This is a genomic window from Buchnera aphidicola (Cavariella theobaldi) (genome assembly GCF_964059165.1).
Taxonomy (GTDB): domain Bacteria; phylum Pseudomonadota; class Gammaproteobacteria; order Enterobacterales; family Enterobacteriaceae; genus Buchnera; species Buchnera aphidicola_BO.
This window is the reverse complement of record NZ_OZ060413.1, coordinates 101,713-123,511: the sequence shown is the minus strand read 5'-3', so window position 1 is coordinate 123,511 and position 21,799 is coordinate 101,713. Positions and strand designations below refer to the sequence as shown.

20 protein-coding genes, 1 tRNA gene and 1 pseudogene are annotated in these 21,799 nt (G+C 24.8%); 3 read left to right on the top strand and 19 right to left on the bottom strand.

Annotated elements, in window-relative coordinates:
• Positions 1-4: 4 nt before the first annotated feature.
• The 7 genes from pheS to ydiK all read right to left on the bottom strand — a co-directional run bounded on the left by pheS (position 5) and on the right by ydiK (position 6,966).
• Entirely contained in the window at positions 5-994 is a 990-nt protein-coding gene (gene pheS, locus AB4W59_RS00600; protein ID WP_367673205.1) for a phenylalanine--tRNA ligase subunit alpha, read from the bottom strand.
• Positions 995-1,161: 167 nt separating this feature from the next.
• Positions 1,162-1,518, bottom strand: coding sequence for a 50S ribosomal protein L20 (gene rplT / locus AB4W59_RS00595; RefSeq protein ID WP_367673204.1), 357 nt, complete (start codon positions 1,516-1,518; stop codon positions 1,162-1,164).
• 40 nt (positions 1,519-1,558) lie between these two features.
• Entirely contained in the window at positions 1,559-1,756 is a 198-nt protein-coding gene (gene rpmI / locus AB4W59_RS00590; protein ID WP_367673203.1) for a 50S ribosomal protein L35, read from the bottom strand.
• 63 nt (positions 1,757-1,819) lie between these two features.
• Complete coding sequence (gene infC, locus AB4W59_RS00585; RefSeq protein WP_367673329.1) at positions 1,820-2,359, bottom strand: translation initiation factor IF-3; 540 nt, start codon at positions 2,357-2,359, stop codon at positions 1,820-1,822.
• 3 nt (positions 2,360-2,362) lie between these two features.
• Entirely contained in the window at positions 2,363-4,294 is a 1,932-nt protein-coding gene (thrS, locus tag AB4W59_RS00580; RefSeq protein WP_367673202.1) for a threonine--tRNA ligase, read from the bottom strand.
• A 240-nt stretch (positions 4,295-4,534) separates the two neighbouring features.
• Positions 4,535-5,581, bottom strand: a complete 1,047-nt coding sequence (locus AB4W59_RS00575; RefSeq protein WP_367673201.1) for a 3-deoxy-7-phosphoheptulonate synthase — start codon at positions 5,579-5,581, stop codon at positions 4,535-4,537.
• A gap of 284 nt (positions 5,582-5,865) precedes the next feature.
• Positions 5,866-6,966 (bottom strand): AI-2E family transporter YdiK, encoded by a 1,101-nt coding sequence (gene ydiK / locus AB4W59_RS00570; protein ID WP_367673200.1) that lies wholly within the window; start codon positions 6,964-6,966, stop codon positions 5,866-5,868.
• A 246-nt stretch (positions 6,967-7,212) separates the two neighbouring features.
• Between ydiK and AB4W59_RS00565 the strand changes: the two genes are divergently transcribed.
• Positions 7,213-7,587 carry a HesB/IscA family protein gene (locus AB4W59_RS00565; protein WP_367673199.1) on the top strand — a complete coding sequence of 125 codons (375 nt, stop codon included), beginning with the start codon at positions 7,213-7,215 and terminating at the stop codon, positions 7,585-7,587.
• A 5-nt stretch (positions 7,588-7,592) separates the two neighbouring features.
• Here the strand turns inward: AB4W59_RS00565 and tyrS are convergent, their stop codons facing one another.
• From tyrS to AB4W59_RS00515, 10 genes and pseudogenes are all read right to left on the bottom strand, one after another.
• Positions 7,593-8,873 carry a tyrosine--tRNA ligase gene (tyrS, locus tag AB4W59_RS00560; protein ID WP_367673198.1) on the bottom strand — a complete coding sequence of 427 codons (1,281 nt, stop codon included), beginning with the start codon at positions 8,871-8,873 and terminating at the stop codon, positions 7,593-7,595.
• A gap of 121 nt (positions 8,874-8,994) precedes the next feature.
• The gene (gene priA, locus AB4W59_RS00555) at positions 8,995-11,175 is read right to left on the bottom strand and encodes a primosomal protein N' (RefSeq protein WP_367673197.1); all 2,181 of its coding nucleotides are present in this window, start codon (positions 11,173-11,175) and stop codon (positions 8,995-8,997) included.
• A gap of 38 nt (positions 11,176-11,213) precedes the next feature.
• On the bottom strand, positions 11,214-11,849 hold the full coding sequence (nth, locus tag AB4W59_RS00550; protein ID WP_367673196.1) for an endonuclease III: 636 nt from the start codon (positions 11,847-11,849) through the stop codon (positions 11,214-11,216).
• Between the two features lie 5 nt (positions 11,850-11,854).
• Positions 11,855-12,541 (bottom strand): electron transport complex subunit E, encoded by a 687-nt coding sequence (locus tag AB4W59_RS00545; protein WP_367673195.1) that lies wholly within the window; start codon positions 12,539-12,541, stop codon positions 11,855-11,857.
• Entirely contained in the window at positions 12,538-13,155 is a 618-nt protein-coding gene (gene rsxG, locus AB4W59_RS00540) for an electron transport complex subunit RsxG (RefSeq protein WP_367673194.1), read from the bottom strand. Before rsxG ends, AB4W59_RS00545 begins: the two co-directional genes overlap by 4 nt.
• The gene (locus tag AB4W59_RS00535) at positions 13,152-14,198 is read right to left on the bottom strand and encodes an RnfABCDGE type electron transport complex subunit D (protein WP_367673193.1); all 1,047 of its coding nucleotides are present in this window, start codon (positions 14,196-14,198) and stop codon (positions 13,152-13,154) included. Before AB4W59_RS00535 ends, rsxG begins: the two co-directional genes overlap by 4 nt.
• Positions 14,199-14,211: 13 nt before the next feature.
• Positions 14,212-15,645, bottom strand: a pseudogene (rsxC, locus tag AB4W59_RS00530) (electron transport complex subunit RsxC); the annotation flags it as partial.
• Between the two features lie 105 nt (positions 15,646-15,750).
• A complete protein-coding gene (locus tag AB4W59_RS00525; protein ID WP_367673192.1) occupies positions 15,751-16,266 on the bottom strand; it encodes an RnfABCDGE type electron transport complex subunit B in 516 nt (171 codons plus the stop codon).
• Between the two features lie 2 nt (positions 16,267-16,268).
• Positions 16,269-16,850 carry an electron transport complex subunit RsxA gene (gene rsxA / locus AB4W59_RS00520; protein WP_367673191.1) on the bottom strand — a complete coding sequence of 194 codons (582 nt, stop codon included), beginning with the start codon at positions 16,848-16,850 and terminating at the stop codon, positions 16,269-16,271.
• A gap of 115 nt (positions 16,851-16,965) precedes the next feature.
• On the bottom strand, positions 16,966-17,607 hold the full coding sequence (locus AB4W59_RS00515) for a riboflavin synthase subunit alpha (protein WP_367673190.1): 642 nt from the start codon (positions 17,605-17,607) through the stop codon (positions 16,966-16,968).
• A gap of 219 nt (positions 17,608-17,826) precedes the next feature.
• Here AB4W59_RS00515 and AB4W59_RS00510 point away from each other — a divergent pair.
• Both AB4W59_RS00510 and tilS read left to right on the top strand, forming a co-directional pair.
• Positions 17,827-17,900 (top strand) — tRNA-Val (locus tag AB4W59_RS00510).
• 56 nt (positions 17,901-17,956) lie between these two features.
• Complete coding sequence (gene tilS, locus AB4W59_RS00505) at positions 17,957-19,285, top strand: tRNA lysidine(34) synthetase TilS (RefSeq protein ID WP_367673189.1); 1,329 nt, start codon at positions 17,957-17,959, stop codon at positions 19,283-19,285.
• 22 nt (positions 19,286-19,307) lie between these two features.
• Here the strand turns inward: tilS and metG are convergent, their stop codons facing one another.
• Entirely contained in the window at positions 19,308-20,948 is a 1,641-nt protein-coding gene (gene metG, locus AB4W59_RS00500; RefSeq protein ID WP_367673188.1) for a methionine--tRNA ligase, read from the bottom strand.
• A gap of 82 nt (positions 20,949-21,030) precedes the next feature.
• Complete coding sequence (gene dcd, locus AB4W59_RS00495; protein WP_367673187.1) at positions 21,031-21,612, bottom strand: dCTP deaminase; 582 nt, start codon at positions 21,610-21,612, stop codon at positions 21,031-21,033.
• Between the last annotated feature and the right edge of the window lie 187 nt (positions 21,613-21,799).

The window sequence follows — 21,799 nt, the reverse complement described above, 5'->3', positions numbered from 1 at the left end:
CTCACTATATATTTTTAAATTGCATAAGAAAACGTAAATCATTTTCAAAAAAAGATCTGATATCCAAAATGCCATAACGTAACATTGCTATTCTCTCAATACCTATACCAAAAGCGCAAGCAGAATATATATTAGTATCAATGTTAACATTTTTTAATACTTTAGGATGTACTATTCCACACCCTAATATTTCTAATGCTTGACCTTTTTTATTGATAATATCAACTTCAGCTGAAAGTACTGTAAAAGGAAAATAAGAAGGTCGAAATCTAATGGATACGCTAGTACTAAAAAAAGAATATAAAAAATTATATATAATCCATTTTAAATTAGAAAAACTTATATTTTTATCAACTATCAACCCCTCAACCTGATGAAACATCGGAGTATGAGTGGCATCACAATCGTTTCGGTATACTTTTCCAGGTACTAATAAACGAATTGGTAATTTATCCTTTTTCATAATTCTAATCTGCATACTAGAAGTTTGTGTTCTTAATAATCGATTAGAATCAAACCAAAAAGTATCTTGACTATCACGAGTCGGATGATTTTTATCAATATTTAAAGCATCAAAATTATGATATTCATCTTCTATTTCTGGTCCATGTTTTATTTTAAAGCCTAATTCATAAAAAAAATTTTTTATATCATTAATTGTATGAGTAATAGGATGTAAAGAACCATTGTGCATACGACGACCAGGTAATGAAATATCAATTTTTTCATTTTTAATACGTTCTTGTAATAATTTCTCTTTTAAGAATATATTTTTTTTTTCAATTTCTATTATTATTTTTTTTTTTATTTCATTAATTATAATGCTATTTTTTTTCTTATCATGAAGAGATAATAATTGTAATTTTTGCATATAATTGGCTATTATACCCTTTTTTCCTAAATATTTTATTCTCAGAGTTTCTAAACATTCTATATTTTTTGAAGATTTTATATCTATTTGTATTTTTTGAAATAATTTATTAAGCATAAACATTCTCTTTTTAAAATGATTATCAATATAAAATATTTTACTCTCATAAAAAAAGCTTCCATCATGGAAGCTTATTCTATTTTTTAAAATAAATAATAAAAAAATATACTTTTCTATATACTTCCTTTAATAATGAGGGGATAATAATTTTCCCCTCTTAATTTTAATATTTAAGATAAAGCTTGCTTAGCTTGATGAACTAAGGCATTAAATGACAATGCATCAAATATCGCCATATCGGATAATATTTTACGATCAATATTAATTGATGCTTTCTTTAAACCAAACATAAAATTACTATACGAAATTTCCTTTAAACGTACTGCAGCATTTATACGAGTAATCCATAACTGACGAAATTGCCTTTTTCGTTGACGTCTATCACGGTATGCATATTGCCCTGCTTTAATTACTGCTTGACAAGCAACTCTATAAATACGAGAACGAGCGCCATAATAACCTTTTGCTTGTTTTAATATTTTTTTATGACGAGCATGAGCTATTACACCACGTTTTACACGAGCCATCTATGCTTTCCTATTTATAATTATCTTAGTATAAATTTATTTATACATAAGGCAAAAAAGATTTAATTTTATCTGCATCGCTTTTAGATACTATAATTTTTGATCGAAGATGCCGTTTTTTAGATGTTGTTTTTTTTGTTAAAATATGACGTAAATTTGCCTGTTTACGTTTAAATTTACCAGATGCAGTTTTTTTAAATCTTTTTGCTGCACTTTTTAAAGTTTTTATTTTTGACATAAAATATTTCATTAAAATTATAAAAAATTATTAAAAAATCAAGTTATAAATATATAAAAATATTTATTTTTTCTTAGGTGATAAAATCATGACCATTTGACGACCTTCAATTTTAGATGGAAACGATTCAATATTTGCTAGCTCTATCAAATCATTTTTTACTCTATTTAATACATTAACACCAATTTTTTGATGAGCCATTTCGCGACCTCTAAATCGCAAAGTAATCTTCACTTTATCACCATCTTCTAAAAAACGAACAAGATTTCTTAATTTAACTTGATAATCTCCCTCGTCTGTACTAGGTCTAAATTTAATTTCTTTTATTTGAACAATTTTTTGCTTCTTTTTTTGTTCTTTAGAAGATTTACTTTTTTCATAAAGAAATTTACCATAATCCATAATACGGCAGACAGGAGGTTCCGCATTAGGACTAATCTCTACTAAATCCAATCCTAAATCTTCAGATTTTTCTAATGCTTCATATAAGTTATATATACCCATTTGATCGCCGTCTACTCCTGTAAGGCGAATTTTTGCGGCACGTATCTCGCTATTAATGCGATGTGGTCGCGTTAACTGTATTCTTTTTCCACCTTTAATACTCTATTCCTCCACTGGACAAAAACTACGAGTACTAATTTCTTTCTGTAGTCTTTGAATAAAAACGTTAATATCTATCATACTTAAATTACATCCATTTCTTGTGCGTAAAGAAATTTTATCATTCATCATTTCTTTATCTCCACAAATAATAATGTACGGCACACGATATAATATATGCTCTCGAATTTTAAAACCAATTTTTTCTTGTCTTATATCGCATGTTACACGAAAATTAAAATTAGATAACTTTTTCATAATATATTGAACATAGGCAACATGATTATACGAAATACTAACCACTATTACTTGTACGGGAGATAACCAAACAGGCAAATGACCCGAACTTTCTTCAATTAATATACCAATAAACCTTTCAATAGAACCTAGTATCGCGCGATGAATCATTACAGGAAATTTTCGCTGATTATTTTCATCAATATAAACTGCATTTAAACGAGAAGGCAAATAAAAATCTAGTTGAATAGTTCCACATTGCCAATGACGATTTAAAGAATCTTGTAAAATAAATTCAATTTTTGGTCCATAGAAAGCTCCTTCACCAATCTGATACTCAAATGATAAGTTACTTTCTAATAACGCATCGGATAAATCCTTTTCTGTTTTATCCCAAATTCTATCATGACCAATACGCTTTTTAGGTCGAGTAGATAATTTAACTAAAATATTCTTAAAATTAAAAACATCATAAAAATCATATATCATTGTAATACAATTATGTATTTCAGAACGCACTTGTTCTGTAGTACAAAATATATGAGCATCATCTTGAGTAAAATTACGAACACGCATAAGACCATGCAAAGAACCGGACGATTCGTTACGATGACAGCTTCCAAACTCTGCCATACGAATTGGTAAATCCCGATATGACTTTATACCAACATTAAAAATTTGCACATGTCCAGGACAATTCATGGGCTTAATACAATACTCACGATTTTCGGATAAAGTAGTAAATATTGAATCTTTATAATTATCCCAGTGTCCACTTTCTTTCCATATTGATTTATCCATTAATAATGGTGTTTTTACTTCTTGATATTGATATTTTTTTAATTTATTACGCACAAAAAGTTCTAACTCATTAAAAATAATCCAACCATTATTATGCCAAAAAATCATACCTGGTGATGCTTCATGAATATGATATAATTTTAAAAATTTTCCAATTCTGCGATGATCTCTTTTATCTAATTCTTCTATATAATTTAAATATTTATCTATCTGATCTTGATCACACCAAGCAGTACCATAAATACGTTGCAACATCTTATTTTTTTTATTATTTTTCCAATATGCACCTGAAACATTTTGTAATTTAAAATACTTACAAAATTTTACGTTAAAAACTTGCATACCTATATCAAAATCGATATGTTGCTCATGATAATATAAGAAAATATTTTCTTTTTTATCTATTATTTCGTTAATTAATGATGCTTTATAATGTTCAGATCGCTCTAAAAAAATATCTTTTGCCTCTTGAAAAGAAAATTTTTTGATTAAAACATTATATTGTTTTTTGATAATATTTTGCATACAATTGTTTAATAATAAAAGATCTTTTTCTGATATATTATTTTCTATATCTACATCACAATAAAAACCATTTGAAGTAATATCATGTTTTCCAATTTTAGAAAGTGGCCATGTCAATTTTAGTGCATAACCTAAAATTTGCGCACAAGAATATCGAATAATATTTAATACCGTATCATCATCTTGTTTATAAAAAAATGATATTTTAGAATCTTTTTTTATTACAGCATCAATATTAGAAAATCGATCATTAACCGCAACAGAAATTAATGTTTGTCTTATACTAGGTTTAATATTTTTTATAATATCTGTCAATAAAACAGAATGTGCATATACCTGCTGACTGCCATCATCAAAACTTATTACAGGCATTCTTAAATCCTTAATTAAAATTTTTTTAAGACTGTAATATTTGTTATATATTAGTCTTTTAAATTAAGACAATATAATATATTTATGTATACATTTTTATTAAAGTATACAGAAATTAGGTTCATATAAATTAATACATGTCTCGAAAAATATTTTTATTACATATTGATTCTTTCTAATTATAATATTTTTTTAATACATAAAAAGATGCTAGTCAAAAATTCTGACTAGCATATAATATTAAAAACGAGCATCTACAGCATCTGCTAATTGATTAAGAATAATACTGCTATCTTTCCAATTTAAACAAGCATCGGTAATGGATTTACCATATATTAATGGTTGATTTTCCACTACTTGTTGAAATCCTTCTTCTAAGAAACTTTCAATCATCACACCAAATATAAACTTAGAACCATTAACAATCTGATGTGCAATAGAACGTGCAACATTTTTTTGACGAGTATGTTCTTTTAAACAATTACCATGGCTAAAATCAACCATTAAATATTCTAATAAATTAAATTCTCGCAAATATTTAACAGCTAAATCAATATCTTCTGCATGATAATTAGGTGTTCGACCACCTCGCATAATGATATGTCCATACGGATTACCACTGGTATGGTTAATAGTCATTTGCCCATTTTTATTAGGTGCTAAAAATAAATGACGTGCTTGTGTGGCGCGAATAGCATCAATGGCAATACGTATATTCCCATCTGTACCATTTTTAAATCCTACAGGACAAGAAAGAGCAGAAGCCATTTCTCGATGAATTTGACTTTCAGTTGTTCTCGCGCCAATTGCACCCCAACTAATAAGATCTGCAATAAATTGCCCTATAACCATATCTAAAAATTCTGTTGCTGCAGGCATACCTATGGAATTAATATCTAGTAATAATTTACGAGCTATAGATAGTCCATGATTAACTCTAAAACTACCATTTAAATCTGGATCTGAAATTAAACCTTTCCAACCAACTACTGTTCTTGGTTTTTCAAAATATGTACGCATAATTATTTCAAGACGATCTTTATATTTTATACGTAATTCATTTAATCTATGTGCATATTCTACTGCAGCCAGGGGATCATGAACAGAACAAGGTCCTATGACAACAAGTAGTCGTAAGTCTTGTCCAGTCATAATACGTGCAATATTTTGCCTTGTTGTAATAACATTATCCATAATATCTGAAGTAATAGCATATTTTTGTGCTAATTCAGATGGAGTAATTAAAGGATCCATTCTAATTGTACGGAGTTCATCTGTTTTTTTCATTTTTTTCTCTAAATAAATTTTTATTCTAAAATAATAAGATATTATTAAAGCAATTATAAAATAATCTATTCAAATCGCTTAAGTTATCAAAAAAAAATTTACAATAGTATGACAATTTTTTAAAATAAAAAAATAAAATAAAGACAAGGTATAAATGTAATAAAAAATAAAAAAACTGTTAATATTTTATGAAATATTTTTTGATATTATTATCATATAAATATATTTATATATGTAATAGTATCTGATCAATTTTTCGCATCAATATATGAAATATTAATACATTATTTTTTTTCAATACTCTTCAAGTCCGTGGATTTATCTGGAAAGCATGGAATAGGCGTTCCGTACATCCAAGATATTAATAAACGGTAAAATATAATTAATACTACAGGACCGATAAACAAACCAATCATTCCAAAAGAAATTAAACCACCAATCACTCCAAATAAAATTAATAAAATAGGTACATCGGCACCCATACGTATTAACAAAGGCCTAATAATGTTATCTAATATACATAATAAACAACTCCATACTAGTAAAGAAGTACCCCAAGTAGAATAATTGTTCCAATATAACCACAAAACAGATGGAATTAAAACTGGTAATGGTCCCAATTGCAATAAACAAGAAAAAATAGTTAACATCATAACTAATGGCCAATATGGAACACCTGCAATTAATAATCCTATTCCAGATAATGCAGATTGAATTAAAGCTGTAACTAAAACACCCAATGCTACTGCTCTAACTGCTTGAACAGAAAGCATCACAATAGCATGACCGTTTTTTTTACTGAGTCGATATGCAACATCGCGAATAGAATTAGTAACTTTTTCTCCATTCCAATATAATAATACGCTAAATAATAACATTAATAACAAATGAAATATAAGCAATGCAAAATTTTTAGCCTGAACAATAAAAAATTGAGTGGTGCGCACCATATAAGGTTTTACTTCATGAAGTAATTCGTTGCTATCACCATCTAATAATTCTTGATAATGTATGAATATTTTTTTACCAAATACAGGAATATCTTGCAGCCATATTAATTCTGGAAAATCTACAATATTTGAACCAAACCAATGAACTAATGGTATACTTGTTGCAATGAGACTATTAATTAAAAAAAATACAGGAACAATAAACAATAGTAATAATATTATCATTATAATTACTACAGAAATCGATCGTCTACCTCCACATAATTTCTGTATTTTTAGCATCATTGGCCAGGTTACAATTACAATCATACTTGACCAAGAAAAAACTAAAATAAATGGACGAATAACTAAAAAACTTGCAATAGTTATACAAATAATAAATATAAGTGATAAAATAGATTTCGGTAAATCCATCTTTCTCTTGGAATTTTGCATATAATTATTTGACCTTAGTATTTTATATGATAAATAGTTTTTATAAAATTTTTCAAAAAAAATTTTTTCTTAAAAATTTTATAAAGAGTTCTTATTTTTAGCAAAAAGACTATTATTTATATTAAATACATTATAGTTTATATATACAAAAATAATTATAACATCAAATTTTATAAAAATAATGTACAAAAAGAAATATTATATAAAATATAAAAAATATTAAAAAATTTTTTAAGAGATATAATTATGAAAGAATCAGACAGCAAAAAAAAAGCATTTTATAAAAATTCATGGAAAAAAATTATTATAACGGATCACGCTATAAAACAAATTATATTTTTAATACATTCAAATGCTAATAATAAAGGAATAAGAATTGGTATAAAAAAATCAGGTTGTGCTGGATTTCGATATACTATGGAGTTAGTAAAAAAAGAAAAAAAAGAAGATTTAATATTTTCTATTAATAATATTTTAGTATATATAAATTCCAAACATATCTCATTAATAGAAGGTGTAAAGATAGATTTTATACAAAATAATATTAATAAGGTATTTAAATTTAATAACAAAAAATTTGAAAATCTTTGCGGATGTGGTGATAGTTTTTCTATCAATTAATACCGTTAAAAATTTTTCCAACAAATTAAAGAATGATGTTTTTTACCTTTAGATAATAAAGTAAATTTTTTAAATAATTTATCATTAGTACTAAATATATAATTTAAATTTATAATTTTTTGAGTATTCACAGAAATAGCATTAGCTTGAATTAAATTTTTAGATTGCGTTCTAGACTTCGAAAAATTACATAATATTAATGCATCTTGCAAATCTTTTATTTGATATGCTGTTATTGAAGGAATACCGTCTTGTTCTAATTGCTGAAAATCAGATTCAGTAATACAATGAATTTTTCTCGAAAAAAGAACTTCGGTAATTCTCTCAACTGCTAATAAATTTTCTTTTCCATGTACTAAACGTGTGATAGTTTTTGCAAGAAATAATTTATCTTTAATAATTTGATTATTAATATTATTTTCTTTTTCTAATAATTCAATAATAGATAATTCTTCAAATGTAAACAATTTTAAAAAGTAATATACACTATTATCATCAATATTAATCCAAAATTGATAAAATTTATAAGGACTAGTTTTTTTAGCATCTAGCCAAATTGTACCAGATTCTGTTTTACCAAATTTAATTCCATTTGATTGTACAAGAAGGGGAATTGTAAGACCATATACATCTTTTTGAGATAACCGGTTAATTAAATGCATCCCCGAAGAAATATTGCCCCATTGGTCAGATCCGCCAATTTGAAGAATAACTTGATATTTTTTATTTAATATAAAAAAATCATATGCTTGCAATAAACTATATGAAAATTCCGTAAAAGAAATACCCTGATCTGTTCTTATAATACGCTGTTTTACTGAATCACGATTAATCATTGTATTAATTGAAAAATGTTTGCCGATATTACGTAAAAAAGACAACAAATCAAGCTTTTTAAGCCAAATATTATTGTTTAAAATAAGAGCGCTATTCATGCCACAATTAAAATCTAAAAAAAAAGAAATTTGTTTGATTATTTTTTGCGTCCATTTATCTACGTTATTATTAATATCAGATAAACGTTCTTTTTCTTTAAAACTTGGATCTCCTATTAAACTTGTACCTCCACCTACTAAGACTATAGGTTTATGTCCATATTTCTGCAATCTTTTTAAAGTAATGAGCAAAAGAAGATGCCCTATATGTAAGCTATCTGCTGTAGGATCAAAACCACAATAAAAAGCAATAGATTGGTTTTTTATAATATCTTGTAATTGTTCTTCATTACTAACATGTGATATTAAACATCTATTACGTAATTCATGAATAAAATCAAATGTAACCATTTGCACTCCATGTTAATACATTTTTATATTTTATTTAAATATTTTACTTATAAGAATTTATTATATCTTAATTACTTAGAAGTTCAATAAGCAAAAATATACAAAAAAATACTCTTATATATCATTCTATATCTATTTTTACAAACCATTTTACTTTATACGCTATAGAAAAATAACTAATAAGATATAGAGACTTTTTTAACAATTTTTGTAGATATACTTGTGATGAATGTTGTATCAATAAATAATAAATAAAACCTTTTTTGTATTGAAATGAAATATCAGGATAAGGTCCTACTAACCAAACAGAGGTGCTATCTTTTTGAGATTTTTTTTTTAAAATAGTATATAAAAATAATAAAAAATAAAAACTCTTTTCTGCAGAAAAACTTTGAGCATAAACAGTTATCTGATAATTCCAAGGAGGTAATGAAAAAATTTTTCGATTTTTTAATATCTTATTTGCAAAAGAAAAATATCCCAAATCAAAAAATTCTAATAAACTTTTATGATATGCAAATGATGTTTGTATTACTGCTTTTACTGGAGAGAAATTATCTCTGACTATTAGGTTTAAACTCATATAAAATTGAGAAAAAGATTCAATAAATCGAAAATTAGTAGAATAAAAATAATGATCAATACAAATTAAACCAATTAATTTTACATGAGGAAAAAAATAATTTTGTACCATTTCTTCTGTAATAATAATGATACAAGGATTCAAAGAAGATAATTTTAAAAAATTTTCATGATTTTTTTTTAATGAATTTTTTTTTAGAAAACAAATAAGGGGTGTATTAGGAAAAAAACGTTTTATTATATTTTTAATATATTTTTTACCAAAATTCAACTGTATTAAAGGAAAAGCTTTACAACGCGCACAAAAAATAGGTATTTTAATTTTTAAAATACAATATTTGCAAGACATTATTTTTTGATACAAGTTAATTTCTAAATAATCATGACACAAATTACATTTTGCTATCCAACCGCAATAGCTACACGTTAAACCAAAAAAAATAAAATTTAATTTATTAAAAATTAACAAAATTTGTTTTTTATTTTTAATAGTATCATGTATCTCCTCTATAAGAGATTGTGATAAACCGCATTTTATTTTTTCATGTGTTAAATCAACTATTTTCTGCTGTATTTTTTTACAAAAATAATTTGAATTTAGATCAACACGAGAACATTTTTTAAAAAAAATATTATGCAATGTTTTTAATGAAGGAGTATCTGAATCTAAAATAACAGGTATTTTTCCTTTAAAACCCAAAAGAATTCCTATATCTCTAGTATTATATCTAAATTTCTTGGTATTTTTATAATTAGAACTATTTTCTTCTAGTATAATAATTAAACCTAATTTGAAAAAAGGAATAAAAACACTTTCACTAGTACCGATAATAATATTTTTTTTTCCATCTTTAATTGCAATCCAATTTCTTAAATATTGAATACTTGTTAGTTGAGCGTGAATAATAGCAATAGAAATACAAAAATATCGATTCAATAAAGATACAATACGGTGAATATTTTTAATATAAGGAACTATAATTAAAATTTGAGATTTTTTTTCTAAAATATTTTTTATCAAACCAAGATAGAATTTTATTTTTATAAATAAAGTATTTTTTGTTAATAACCAATATGAAAAATATGTTTTTTTTAAAATTTTTTTTATTTGACATACTATTCTATCATTTAAAATAATGTTCTTTTTATTAAAAAAGACATCTTCTTGCTTAAATAATTCTTCAGATAATAATGTTTTTTTACATAATTTTTCTATAATCAACTCCTGCAAAATCATAGAAGATATATTATATTTTTTTAATTCATAATCTAAAATACTTTTTTCCCTTAACAATAAAAGTGCACTTATTTTTTTTTTATTATCTTTAAAACCATTGAAATTTATACATAAACCTTTTTTAGTTAGTGTCCATTTTTTGATATATGTCTTTGGTAAAGCATGACCTGATTGTAAAAATTTAGGTAAAACAGAAAAAAAAACATCACCAACAGGGCAATGATAATATTTACTTGACCAAAGTAGTATATCTAACAAAAGATTAGTATAAAGAGATTTTTTATCAATAATAGATTTAATAAATTTATATTTTTTTTCATCTATATTAACATTAGTATATATTGATAAAACAATACCTATTAATTCTTTTGAACGAAAAGGCACTATAACACGCCCTCCAATGACTGGAGTCATATCATTCGGAACGCGATATTGAAAATATTTTTTAATAGACAAATGTACGATTACTGTGGCAATAATCACGTATGGATCCAAATAATTTTAATATTAGTTTTTATAAATTAAAGTAATATATTATTTTTATATTCACATAAATTATATATTATACATTTTTGACATTGAAAATTACGCGCAGTACAAATATAACGTCCATGCAAAAGAAACCAAAAATGAAAATTAATCTTAAATATGGTCGGCACTACTTTTAATAATTTTTTTTCTAATTCTTGAACGTTTTTACCTTGAGCAAAATTAGTTCTATTACATACTCTAAAAACATGAGTATCTACTGCAATGGTATTTTTTTTAAATAATATATTCAATATAATATTAGCAGTTTTTCTTCCTACACCCGGCAATTGTTCTAATTTAAAACGAGTTCGTGGAATTAATCCATCGTACTTGTTTAATAGTAAAATAGAAGTTTTAATAATATTTTCCGATTTAATATTATACAAACCTAAACTTTTTATATAAAATTTTAAATTTTCTATGCCTAATTGAAGAATTTTTTCGGGCGTATTAGCAATTTTAAATAATTTTTTAGTAATTTTATTAACCATAAAATCGGTAGATTGAGCTGATAGCATAACAGACAACAACAGTTCAAAAGAAGAAGAAAAAATTAACTCTGTTTTTGGATATGGATTATGAATAAGAAATAAAGACAATATCTTATAACGTTTTTTATAATTCATAAATATTATTTCTTGATTATATTATTTTTTTTACATTCAGTGCAATATGAAAAAAGTTTATTGCTTTTTCTAATATTAATCATATTTTTTATAGCAATTAAAAAACCTAATATCATAAAACCACCAGGAGGTAAAACAGCTAAAAGAATAGTATGATTTTTATCTATGAATGTCCAGTATTCATGATGATTAAATATAATAAAAATTTTATTGATTCCAAAAAAAAGTGTACCATTACCAAAAAATTCTCTTATAGCACCTACTATAAAAATGGCAATAGTGGAGCCCAAACCTATGAAAATACCATCTAAAAAAGAAATAAATATAGATTTTTTATAGGCTATAAAATCAGCTCTTGCAAGAATAATGCAATTGGTTACAATTAAAGGAATAAACACACCTAATGATTTATATAAATCTGATTGATAAGCATGTAATAACATTTCAGTACAAGTAACCACTGAAGAAATAATAATCATATAAATTGGAATTCTAATTTCTTTAGGTATAAAAATTTTTAATACAGAAATAATTGTATTAGTCATAGTTAATACTATAGTTGTAACCATACCTAAACCAATAGCATTAGTTATATTAGTAGTCATAGCTAATAAAGGGCACAATCCTAAAAACTGCACTAAAGAAGAATTATTTTTCCAAATGCGATTGTATAAAAAAAGCTTTAATTTCATTTTACTCCTTTGTAATGAGTTTTGACGATATTTTTTATAAATAGAACTGTTCTTTTAATGGCATTGGTAACAGCCTGAGGAGTAATGGTAGCTCCTGTAAATTGCTCAATTTTACCTCCATATTTTTTTAAAAGAATATCGTTATCTAAAATATTGAACACATGCATATTATGAAATTGACTAATCCAATTAGACACAGAAAAGTCAATTTTATCTCCAATACCTGGAGTTTCCTGATGAGATAATACTCTTACACCCATAATAGTTCCATTAAAATCTGCTGCAACTAAAATATTAATTGATCCAGCATAACCATCTGGTGCAACACTTTCAGCAACAGCAATATATGCTTCTTTATTTTTAAAAAATATCCATAAATTATGAATTTTGTTATCTCCCAGCAATATATCTTGGACTTTATATAATTTTTTAATACAAGTACTATATATTTCTTTAGATACCACTTCTTTCAAGAATATTTTTTTTGCTTCTTCTTCATATTGCAGGATTTTATATTTAGTGATATGAAAAAACAATACTGTCATGGCGATAAATATTGTCGCAAATATGCTAAGTAATAAAGAATTTTTCCACATAACATTTATTTTTTTCATATTTTTTTATGACCATAAACAGATGGCTTAATGAAATAATCAATGAGCGGTACAAGCATATTAGAAAATAATACTGAAAAGGCAATAGAATCTGGGTAGTTACTATAATTACGTAGTAACCATACCAAAAGAGCAGTAATAATAGAAAAAATAATTCGACCTGTGTTAGTACAAGGCATTGTAACTGGATCAGTAGCAATAAAAAATGCACATATCATTGTTCCTCCAGATAAAAAATGTATTATAGGAGAAGAAAACAATGTAGCATTCCACAGCCAAGTAATTGTAGATAAAAAACTTAAAGTAATTAAAAAACTTAATGGAATTCTCCAGCAAATAATTTTTTTATATATTAAAAAAATACCACCCAATAAAAAATTAATATTAATCCATTTCCAACTATTTTTAAGATTAACTATTTGATATTCTTCAAGAGTGGAATGTAAAAAATTATTATAATTAAGGTGAGAATGTGTTTTAAAATCATTTAAAGGGGTAGCTTGTGAAAATAATTCAGGTGATACTAATACTGGGTTATTATTTTCTTCAGGATATATACTATTTTTTAAAAAAATAACACTATATGATGCTTTAACATCTTCGATTAATGAAAGAGATAAATCACGTTCTTTCCAATTACTCATATATAATGGAAAAGATATCAATAATATTGCATAACCAATCATTGCTGGATTGAATATATTTTGTCCAATGCCACCATATAAATGTTTAGCAACAATAATAGAAAAAAATAAACCAATAAAAATAATCCACCATGGTAATAAAGAAGGAAGGCTAACTCCAAATAATATAGCAGTTACAATAACAGAATTATCATATAAATAAAACTTAATGTTTTTATGACACATTTTTAAAATAATTATTTCAAATAATATAGAAATAACAATAGAAAAAAATATTTGCACTAAAACATTTAATCCAAAAAAATAGCATTTTGCACATATGCCAGGAATGCAGGCAATTAAAACAAAAAACATTATTTTTCTGATGCTATACATCGGATATATATAAGGAAAATTCATTTTTTTCTCTTTTTTATGACTTTTTTTTCATACGTTGTATTGCTAATTGTATTTGCTCTTTTCGTGCTATTTGAGAAACTATATTTTTTTCCTCCAATAATCTTTTTTGACGTGTATTAAATCTTAATAAAGATATTTTTTGACGATGATTTTGCAAATCTATTTTATAATGTATTTTTTTTTCATGTTTAAAATATTTAATTAAGGGGATGTTACTAGGACACACTTTTTCACAAATACCACATTCAATACAATCTAAAATATAATATTCTTTTGTTTTTATATGATTATTAGCTTTACTATACCAATAAAGCTGTTGAGGCAACAAAGAGACTGGGCATAATTCAGAACAGTAACCACAACGAATACATTGGTATTCCATTGATTTTTTATCTGCTTCTTTTTTTAACATAATTAAAATACAATTTTCACTTTTTAATGTAATATTATCCAAATAGACTGTTTTTTCACCCATAAAAAAACCTCCTAAATAAAAGATTAAATCTGAATATTTTTTACATTTCTGATAATGTATAATATCCACTAAAGGAGTGCCTATTCTTATCCAAAAATTTCCAGGATATGTACTTTTATTACCGTCAATAGTAACTATACGATTAGTAAGAGGTTCACCATTAAATATAGCTCTTTTAATAGAATATATAGTTGCAATATTAAAAATCAAATAACCCATGTCAATAGCATGCTGTCCGTGTGGTATATCTTTTCCTGTTAATGCCTGAATAATAATTTTACTACTTCCTGCAGGATATTTATTAGTTATAATAAACATTTTAAATAAAGATTTATTTTTAATATATGATTTAATGATTGAAATAGATGTTAATTTATCATCTTGAACCGCTATTAAAATTAGATTTACTTTTGTAATCCAAGCAATAATTTCACATCCTATCAATATTTCTTCTATATAATTATGTATTAAACACTCATCAGATGTTGTATAAGGGTCACTTTCTACTGCGTTCACAATTAAAGTATGAACTTTATTTAGACTTAATAATAATTTTTTAGAAGATGAAAATTTTGCGCCACCCAATCCAATAATACCAGATTGATAAATAATCTTTATTAATTTATCGGGGGTATAATTTTTATAATTTTTATAAGTTTTTACACGTATCCAAGAATCTTTCGTATCAGATCTAATGATAATAGTAATATTATCTTGCGTAGGAATATCAATATCTGAATAAAAAATTATATCCTCTATCCAACCAGATGTAGGTGCATGTACGGGCACTGTATGATTATGTCCAAAAATTAATGGCTGCCCTCGTAACACTTTCTGATTGATACTGATTCGTAATCTATTTTTTAAATTGATTCCATTCTTGATAGAAATAAAAAATTTTTTAGACAGTGGAAATGTTTTAATAGAAGATATTTTATATTTATCTTTTATCATAAAACATTTTATACCACCTAAAAAATTATGTTTTTTTTTCTAATAATAGTATTAAATAATAATCTCCATTTTTTTATAGAAAAAATAAAATTAAATATTTTTTTTATTTTGAAAATTTTTATATTAATCATTATCATATCTTTTTTTTATTTTAATACAATTAGTAGGGCAGTGTAACAAACAAATGTTACAACCTGTACAAAAATCTTCTAATACTGTATGAATAAAATTAGGAGCTCCTATGATTGCATCAACCGGACAAAAATAAGCACATTTAGAACATCCTACGCAATTATATTCATCTATTGATACAGTTGTGTTTACTATTTCTTTTTTTATATCTTGAAGTGCATTTTTAATAGTGAGTTTGATATTTAATAATTGAGCAATTTTTAATATCACTTCTTCGCCACCTGGAACACATTTATCAATTTTCTCTTTTTTATTAATGATTGCTTTTGAATAAGGATAACAACCAGAATATCCGCATTGACCACATTGACTTTGAGGAAAACACTCATTTATTTGTTCTATAATAGGATCACTTTTTATTCGTAATATATATGCGCTATAACTTAATATTAATCCTATAATAAAAGAAAAAATACTCAATATAAAAATAACAATAAAAATAAACATAATTATAATTTTATTATACCTTGAAATCCCATAAATGTAATTGACATTAAGCTAATGTTAATTAAAGCAATGGGAGCACCTTTAAAGATCAAAGGAATATCAGATACTATGATACGCTCTCGTATACTTGAAAATATTATCATTACTAAAGTATAACCCAGAGATGCACTGACTCCATATAATATAGATTCTATTAAAGTATGATGTAAATAAATATTAAATAGTGGAATAGCTAACACAGCACAATTAGTTGTAATTAAAGGAAGAAAAATTCCCAACATAAGATATAGACGAAAACTAATTTTTTTTAAAAATAATTCTAAAAACTGAACAAGTACAGAAATAATTAAAATATATAATATTATCCTTAAATACAAAAGATCATATGGAATTAAGATAAATCCATTTATAAACCATAAAAAAAATGAAGATATTATAATTACAAAGGATGTTGCTAAACTCATACCCACAGCACTTTGAATATTATTTGAAACACCCATAAAAGGACATAAACCAAGAAATTTTACTAAAATAAAATTATCGATGAATATATTAGATAAACATAAAAAAAAATAGTGCTTCACTTATTATTCCTATTTTATTTTTTATTTTTCTTCTCATAATAAAATGTTATTAATGAATTTCTAATACAATATTTATAACCAGTAATAAAAATTATTTTTATTTTTTATACCCGTATTAATGGGATATTATATTTTTGAATAAATATTTTTTTTGATTATTTATAAAACGCTCTGTTGTATCCACAATAATTTGTGTCTGAACATCAATTTCAATATTCATTAAACTGCCTTTTTTTTTATTTTTTATTGTTGTACGTAATAAAGTTTCTGGTATTATATGAATACAAAATTCGTTTTCAATAATTTCACCAATAGTAAGACTAATACCATCTATACAAATAAATCCTCTATAAAAAAAATATTTCATAATATTTTTGTTGTGTATTTTTAACCATAAAGTATAATTATTACTGAATTCAGATATGCGACAAACCTCTGCTGTATTTAGGATATGTCCAGATACTATATGACCACCAATTTCATCACCATATTTAGCGGATCTTTCAATATTAATATAATCTCCAATATTTAATATTCCCAAATTAGTATGATTTAATGTTTCTTTCATAATATCAAAAGTATAATATAATTTATCAATATGTTTTACTGTTAAGCAACAGCCATTATTTGACACTGAAGCTCCAACTTTTAATCCTTCAGATAAAAGAGATGAAAGCTTAATAGTATAACTATGAAAATTTTTTTTCTTTTCTATAGATACAACATTTGCTGTGCCATGTACAATACCTGTAAACATAATACCTCGTTAATATAAATTTATTATTTATTATCATATTCATGTAAAATATAAAATATTTTCACAATAAATATACAATATTAATCAGATATTTTTATATTATTACTAATACTATAGAAATATTATCTTTTCAAATAAAATATTTGTATATTCTAAAAAAAATAATATATAATTATTTAGATGCATTATTATAAAAAATAATATATTCTTTAATTATATACGTTCGTAACTCAATTGGTTAGAGTGCTACCATGACATGGTAGAAGTTGGTGGTTCAAGTCCACTCGAACGTATAAATTTTTATTTTCGTATATACTTCACAAAAATTATTTTAATTCAATTTATAGACGTGATTAAAAAAATTATTGAACAATCTAAAAATAAATTATTCTTAATAGCATACAGTGGAGGATTAGACTCTACAGTATTATTGCATAAAATATTTACCATTCAAAAAGAAAACATTCCATCTATTCAAATAAGAGCAATACATATTAATCATAATATTAATTATCTTTCTAAAGAATGGGCTATACACTGCAAAAAAATATGCAAAAAGTATAAAATACCATTAATTATTAAAGATATCTTTATTAAGATAAAAAAACATAACTGTGAAGAACAGTTGCGCATTAAAAGATATACAATTATCTATCAAAATTTATGCATTAATGAAATACTACTTACCGGACATCATCTAAATGATCAATGTGAAACATTAATTTTATCTTTAAAAAGAGGAAGCGGTCCTACTGGATTATCTGGTATGGAACAAACAAGTAAATTCGGAAACAAAAAAATTATTCGTCCTTTTTTAAATATAATACGTCAAGACTTGGAATTATATGCACAAAATAATAAACTGAAATGGATAGAAGACTTTAGTAATTCAGATATTTTATATGATCGTAATTTTATTCGACATAAAATTATTCCCATTCTACAAGAAAGATGGCCTTATTTTTTAAAAAATTGTGCACGTAGCGCCAATATATGCCGACAAGAAACTATACTACTAAGACATTTTCTTAAACAAGAAATAAAACAATACATAACATCAGATTATGGCTTAAAAATAAAAAATTTTAAAAATATTAATAAAATAAAATGTCACTCATTAATAAGATATTGGATTTCTAAAAAAACTATTAAAATGCCTTCATACAAAATGATTCATTCTATTTACTATCAAATGATATATAGTCAAAAAGATGCTAATCCTAAGATTGTTCTCAATCAAAAAGAAATAAGACGCTTTAAGAGTGTATTATACTTAATAACCACGCAACCAATAATAAAAAATATAATTATATTTTGGCATGATACAAGTAAAAATTTAATTTTACCTAATGCATTAGGTGAATTAAAACAAAATCCCGCAGGCTTGTCTTTACCTATACCTAAAAAAAATGAACTCATAAATATTAGATTTCAGTATGAAGGAACCTTATTAATTATAGGCAGAAACAAAAAAAGAAATATCAAAAAAATTTGGCAAGAAAAAAACATACCGCCTTGGTTGCGTAATCAAATTCCATTATTATTTTATAATGATAGATTTATTAGCGCCTTGGGAGTTTTTATTGTAAATACTAATGAAAAAAATAAAAAAATTTGGAAAATTACATGGAAAAATAAAATTCCATCAAAAAATATAAATCAATTTATATTCGTATAAAATTACTGAATAGAATAAAAAATTATTCTTTAAAATTAGCCGTTAAGTGATCAACTATATTTATGTTAATTCTTTTATATAATGGTATAAATTTTTTAATTTTATGTGATAATAGTGGTTTATTAATATTATTCCATCGTAACTCATCTATTAAAAACAGTTCTGTTTTTTTTGCAAGATCAGGCAATATTGGTTTTAAAAAAATCATAATAATTCTAAATAAATTAATACCTAAAGTAGATATAATTTGTAATTCAGAATTTTTCGGATCTTGTTTAGCAATTAACCATGGCTTTTTTTCATTAATATAATGATTAGCCATATCTAATAACATCATAGATTTACGAATAACAGAACTAAAATCACGATTTTCTAAAAAAATTTCAATATCTTTCGAAGAATCAATAAAATACTGATACAATTTTATATCATTTAAAGTACGAGATAAAAAATTATCAAAATATATATTAATAAAGCTGGCATTTCTTGCTGCTAAATTTACGAGTTTATTGACAATATCGCTATTGATTTTATGAACAAAATCTTTTAAATTAATTTCAATATCATTAATATTATTTGACAGTTTACTCGCAAAATAATAACGTAAACTATCAGAATCAAAATATTTTATCCAGTCTTTTGCTGTTAATAAAACACCACGCGATTTAGATAACTTTAATCCGTTCATAGTAAGATAACCATGTACAAAAATACTATTTGGTTTTCTCAGATTGGCAGCTTCTAATATTGCAGGCCAAAATAAAGTATGAAAATAAATAATATCCTTACCGATAAAATGATATAATTCGTATTCAGAGTCTGTACACCAAAGATCTTTGAAATGTAATTTTTTATTAAAACTACACAAGTTTTTAAAGGCACTAATATAACCAATAGGAGCGTCAAGCCAAACATAAAAATATTTATTTAAATAATTAGGAATTTTAAATCCAAAATATGGTGCATCTCTAGAAATACCCCATTGTTTTAATCCTATTTTAAACCATTCTTCCGTTTTATTAATCACGGTATTATGTAAAACACCAGAATGTATCCAATTTTTCAAAATAGAACTAAAAAATGGTAAATCAAAATACAAGTGTTTTGTTTTTTTTAAGATAGGATGTTGACCTGAAATAACAGAAATTGGATCTATGAGATCTACAGGTTCATAAGTAGCGCTACATACCTCACAATTATCTCCATATTGATTTTTTGATTTGCAATTAGGGCAAGTCCCCTTAATAAATCTATCAGGAAGAAAAATATTTTTTATATTATCATAAAACTGTGAAATTATTTTTTCTTGAATTAATCCTTTTTTTTGTAATTTGAGAAAAATTTTTTTTAAAAAATAAAAATTTTCCGTGCTATGAGTAGAATAATAATTATCATGAGAAATATTAAAATTCAAAAAATCTAATTTATGCTCTTTTATCACATCACCTATTAATTGTTCTGGAGAAATTTCTAATTTTTCAGACTGCAACATAATGGCAGTACCATGCGCATCATCTGCAGAAATAAACCAAACTTCACGACCACGCATTCTATGATAACGAGCCCAAATATCAGCTTGAATATGTTCTAACATATGACCAATATGTATTGGTCCATTAGCATAAGGAAACGCACAAGTAATTAAAATTTTTCTATTAGCCATATATATTGTGTTTCTTTGAATAAGTAAAAAATGTATAAAATTCAATTAATTCTAAAAGATTTTTCATTATATCTATAAAAAATTATTCTTGGTCAATACGACTACAAACTACTCCATTTTGCTGTTTATATTTAGCTTCGCGCCTAGAAGAATAAGGACGCAAAACAGATTTGGAAAGCATTTCAAAACTCAATGCTGCAATTTTCATTTGAGGTCGTAATACCAATGTTAATTTTCCGGAATTAAAAATTTCTAATACAATATTACCTTCCCATCCCGGATCAATACGATGTGAGGTAGCATGAACCATTAAACCTAAACGAGCTAAAGAAGACCGACCATCTAACCAACCTACTAAATTATTTGGCATGATTATATTTTCAAAAGTAGAAGATAGAGCTAAAGTACCTGGTTGTAAAAAAAATGGTTTTTCTGAAGAAAAAGATATTTCATCGCTCATAATTTCTGATAAAGATAATGCTATATTTTCTTTAGAACCACTTAAATCAATACATGCTCTTTTATGATCATGAAAAATACGAAACTTGTCACCAAGGTGTATATCAACTGTAATACCATTAATTAATTGTTTTTTAGGATATGGTATAATAATCAATTCTTTTTTATTTAATAAAATCTCAATATCTTCATCACATAATCGCATTCATTGTCCTATTATATCACATATAATTTATTTAAATATTTTCTATAATACAAAATACATACAGATAATTTATTATAACTATTAAAAAATATGTAATAGCAGAGACATAATGAGATATCTACTGCTATTGAAATCAATCATACTATAAAATACTTATACGATGATATTAATATACATTTATATATGC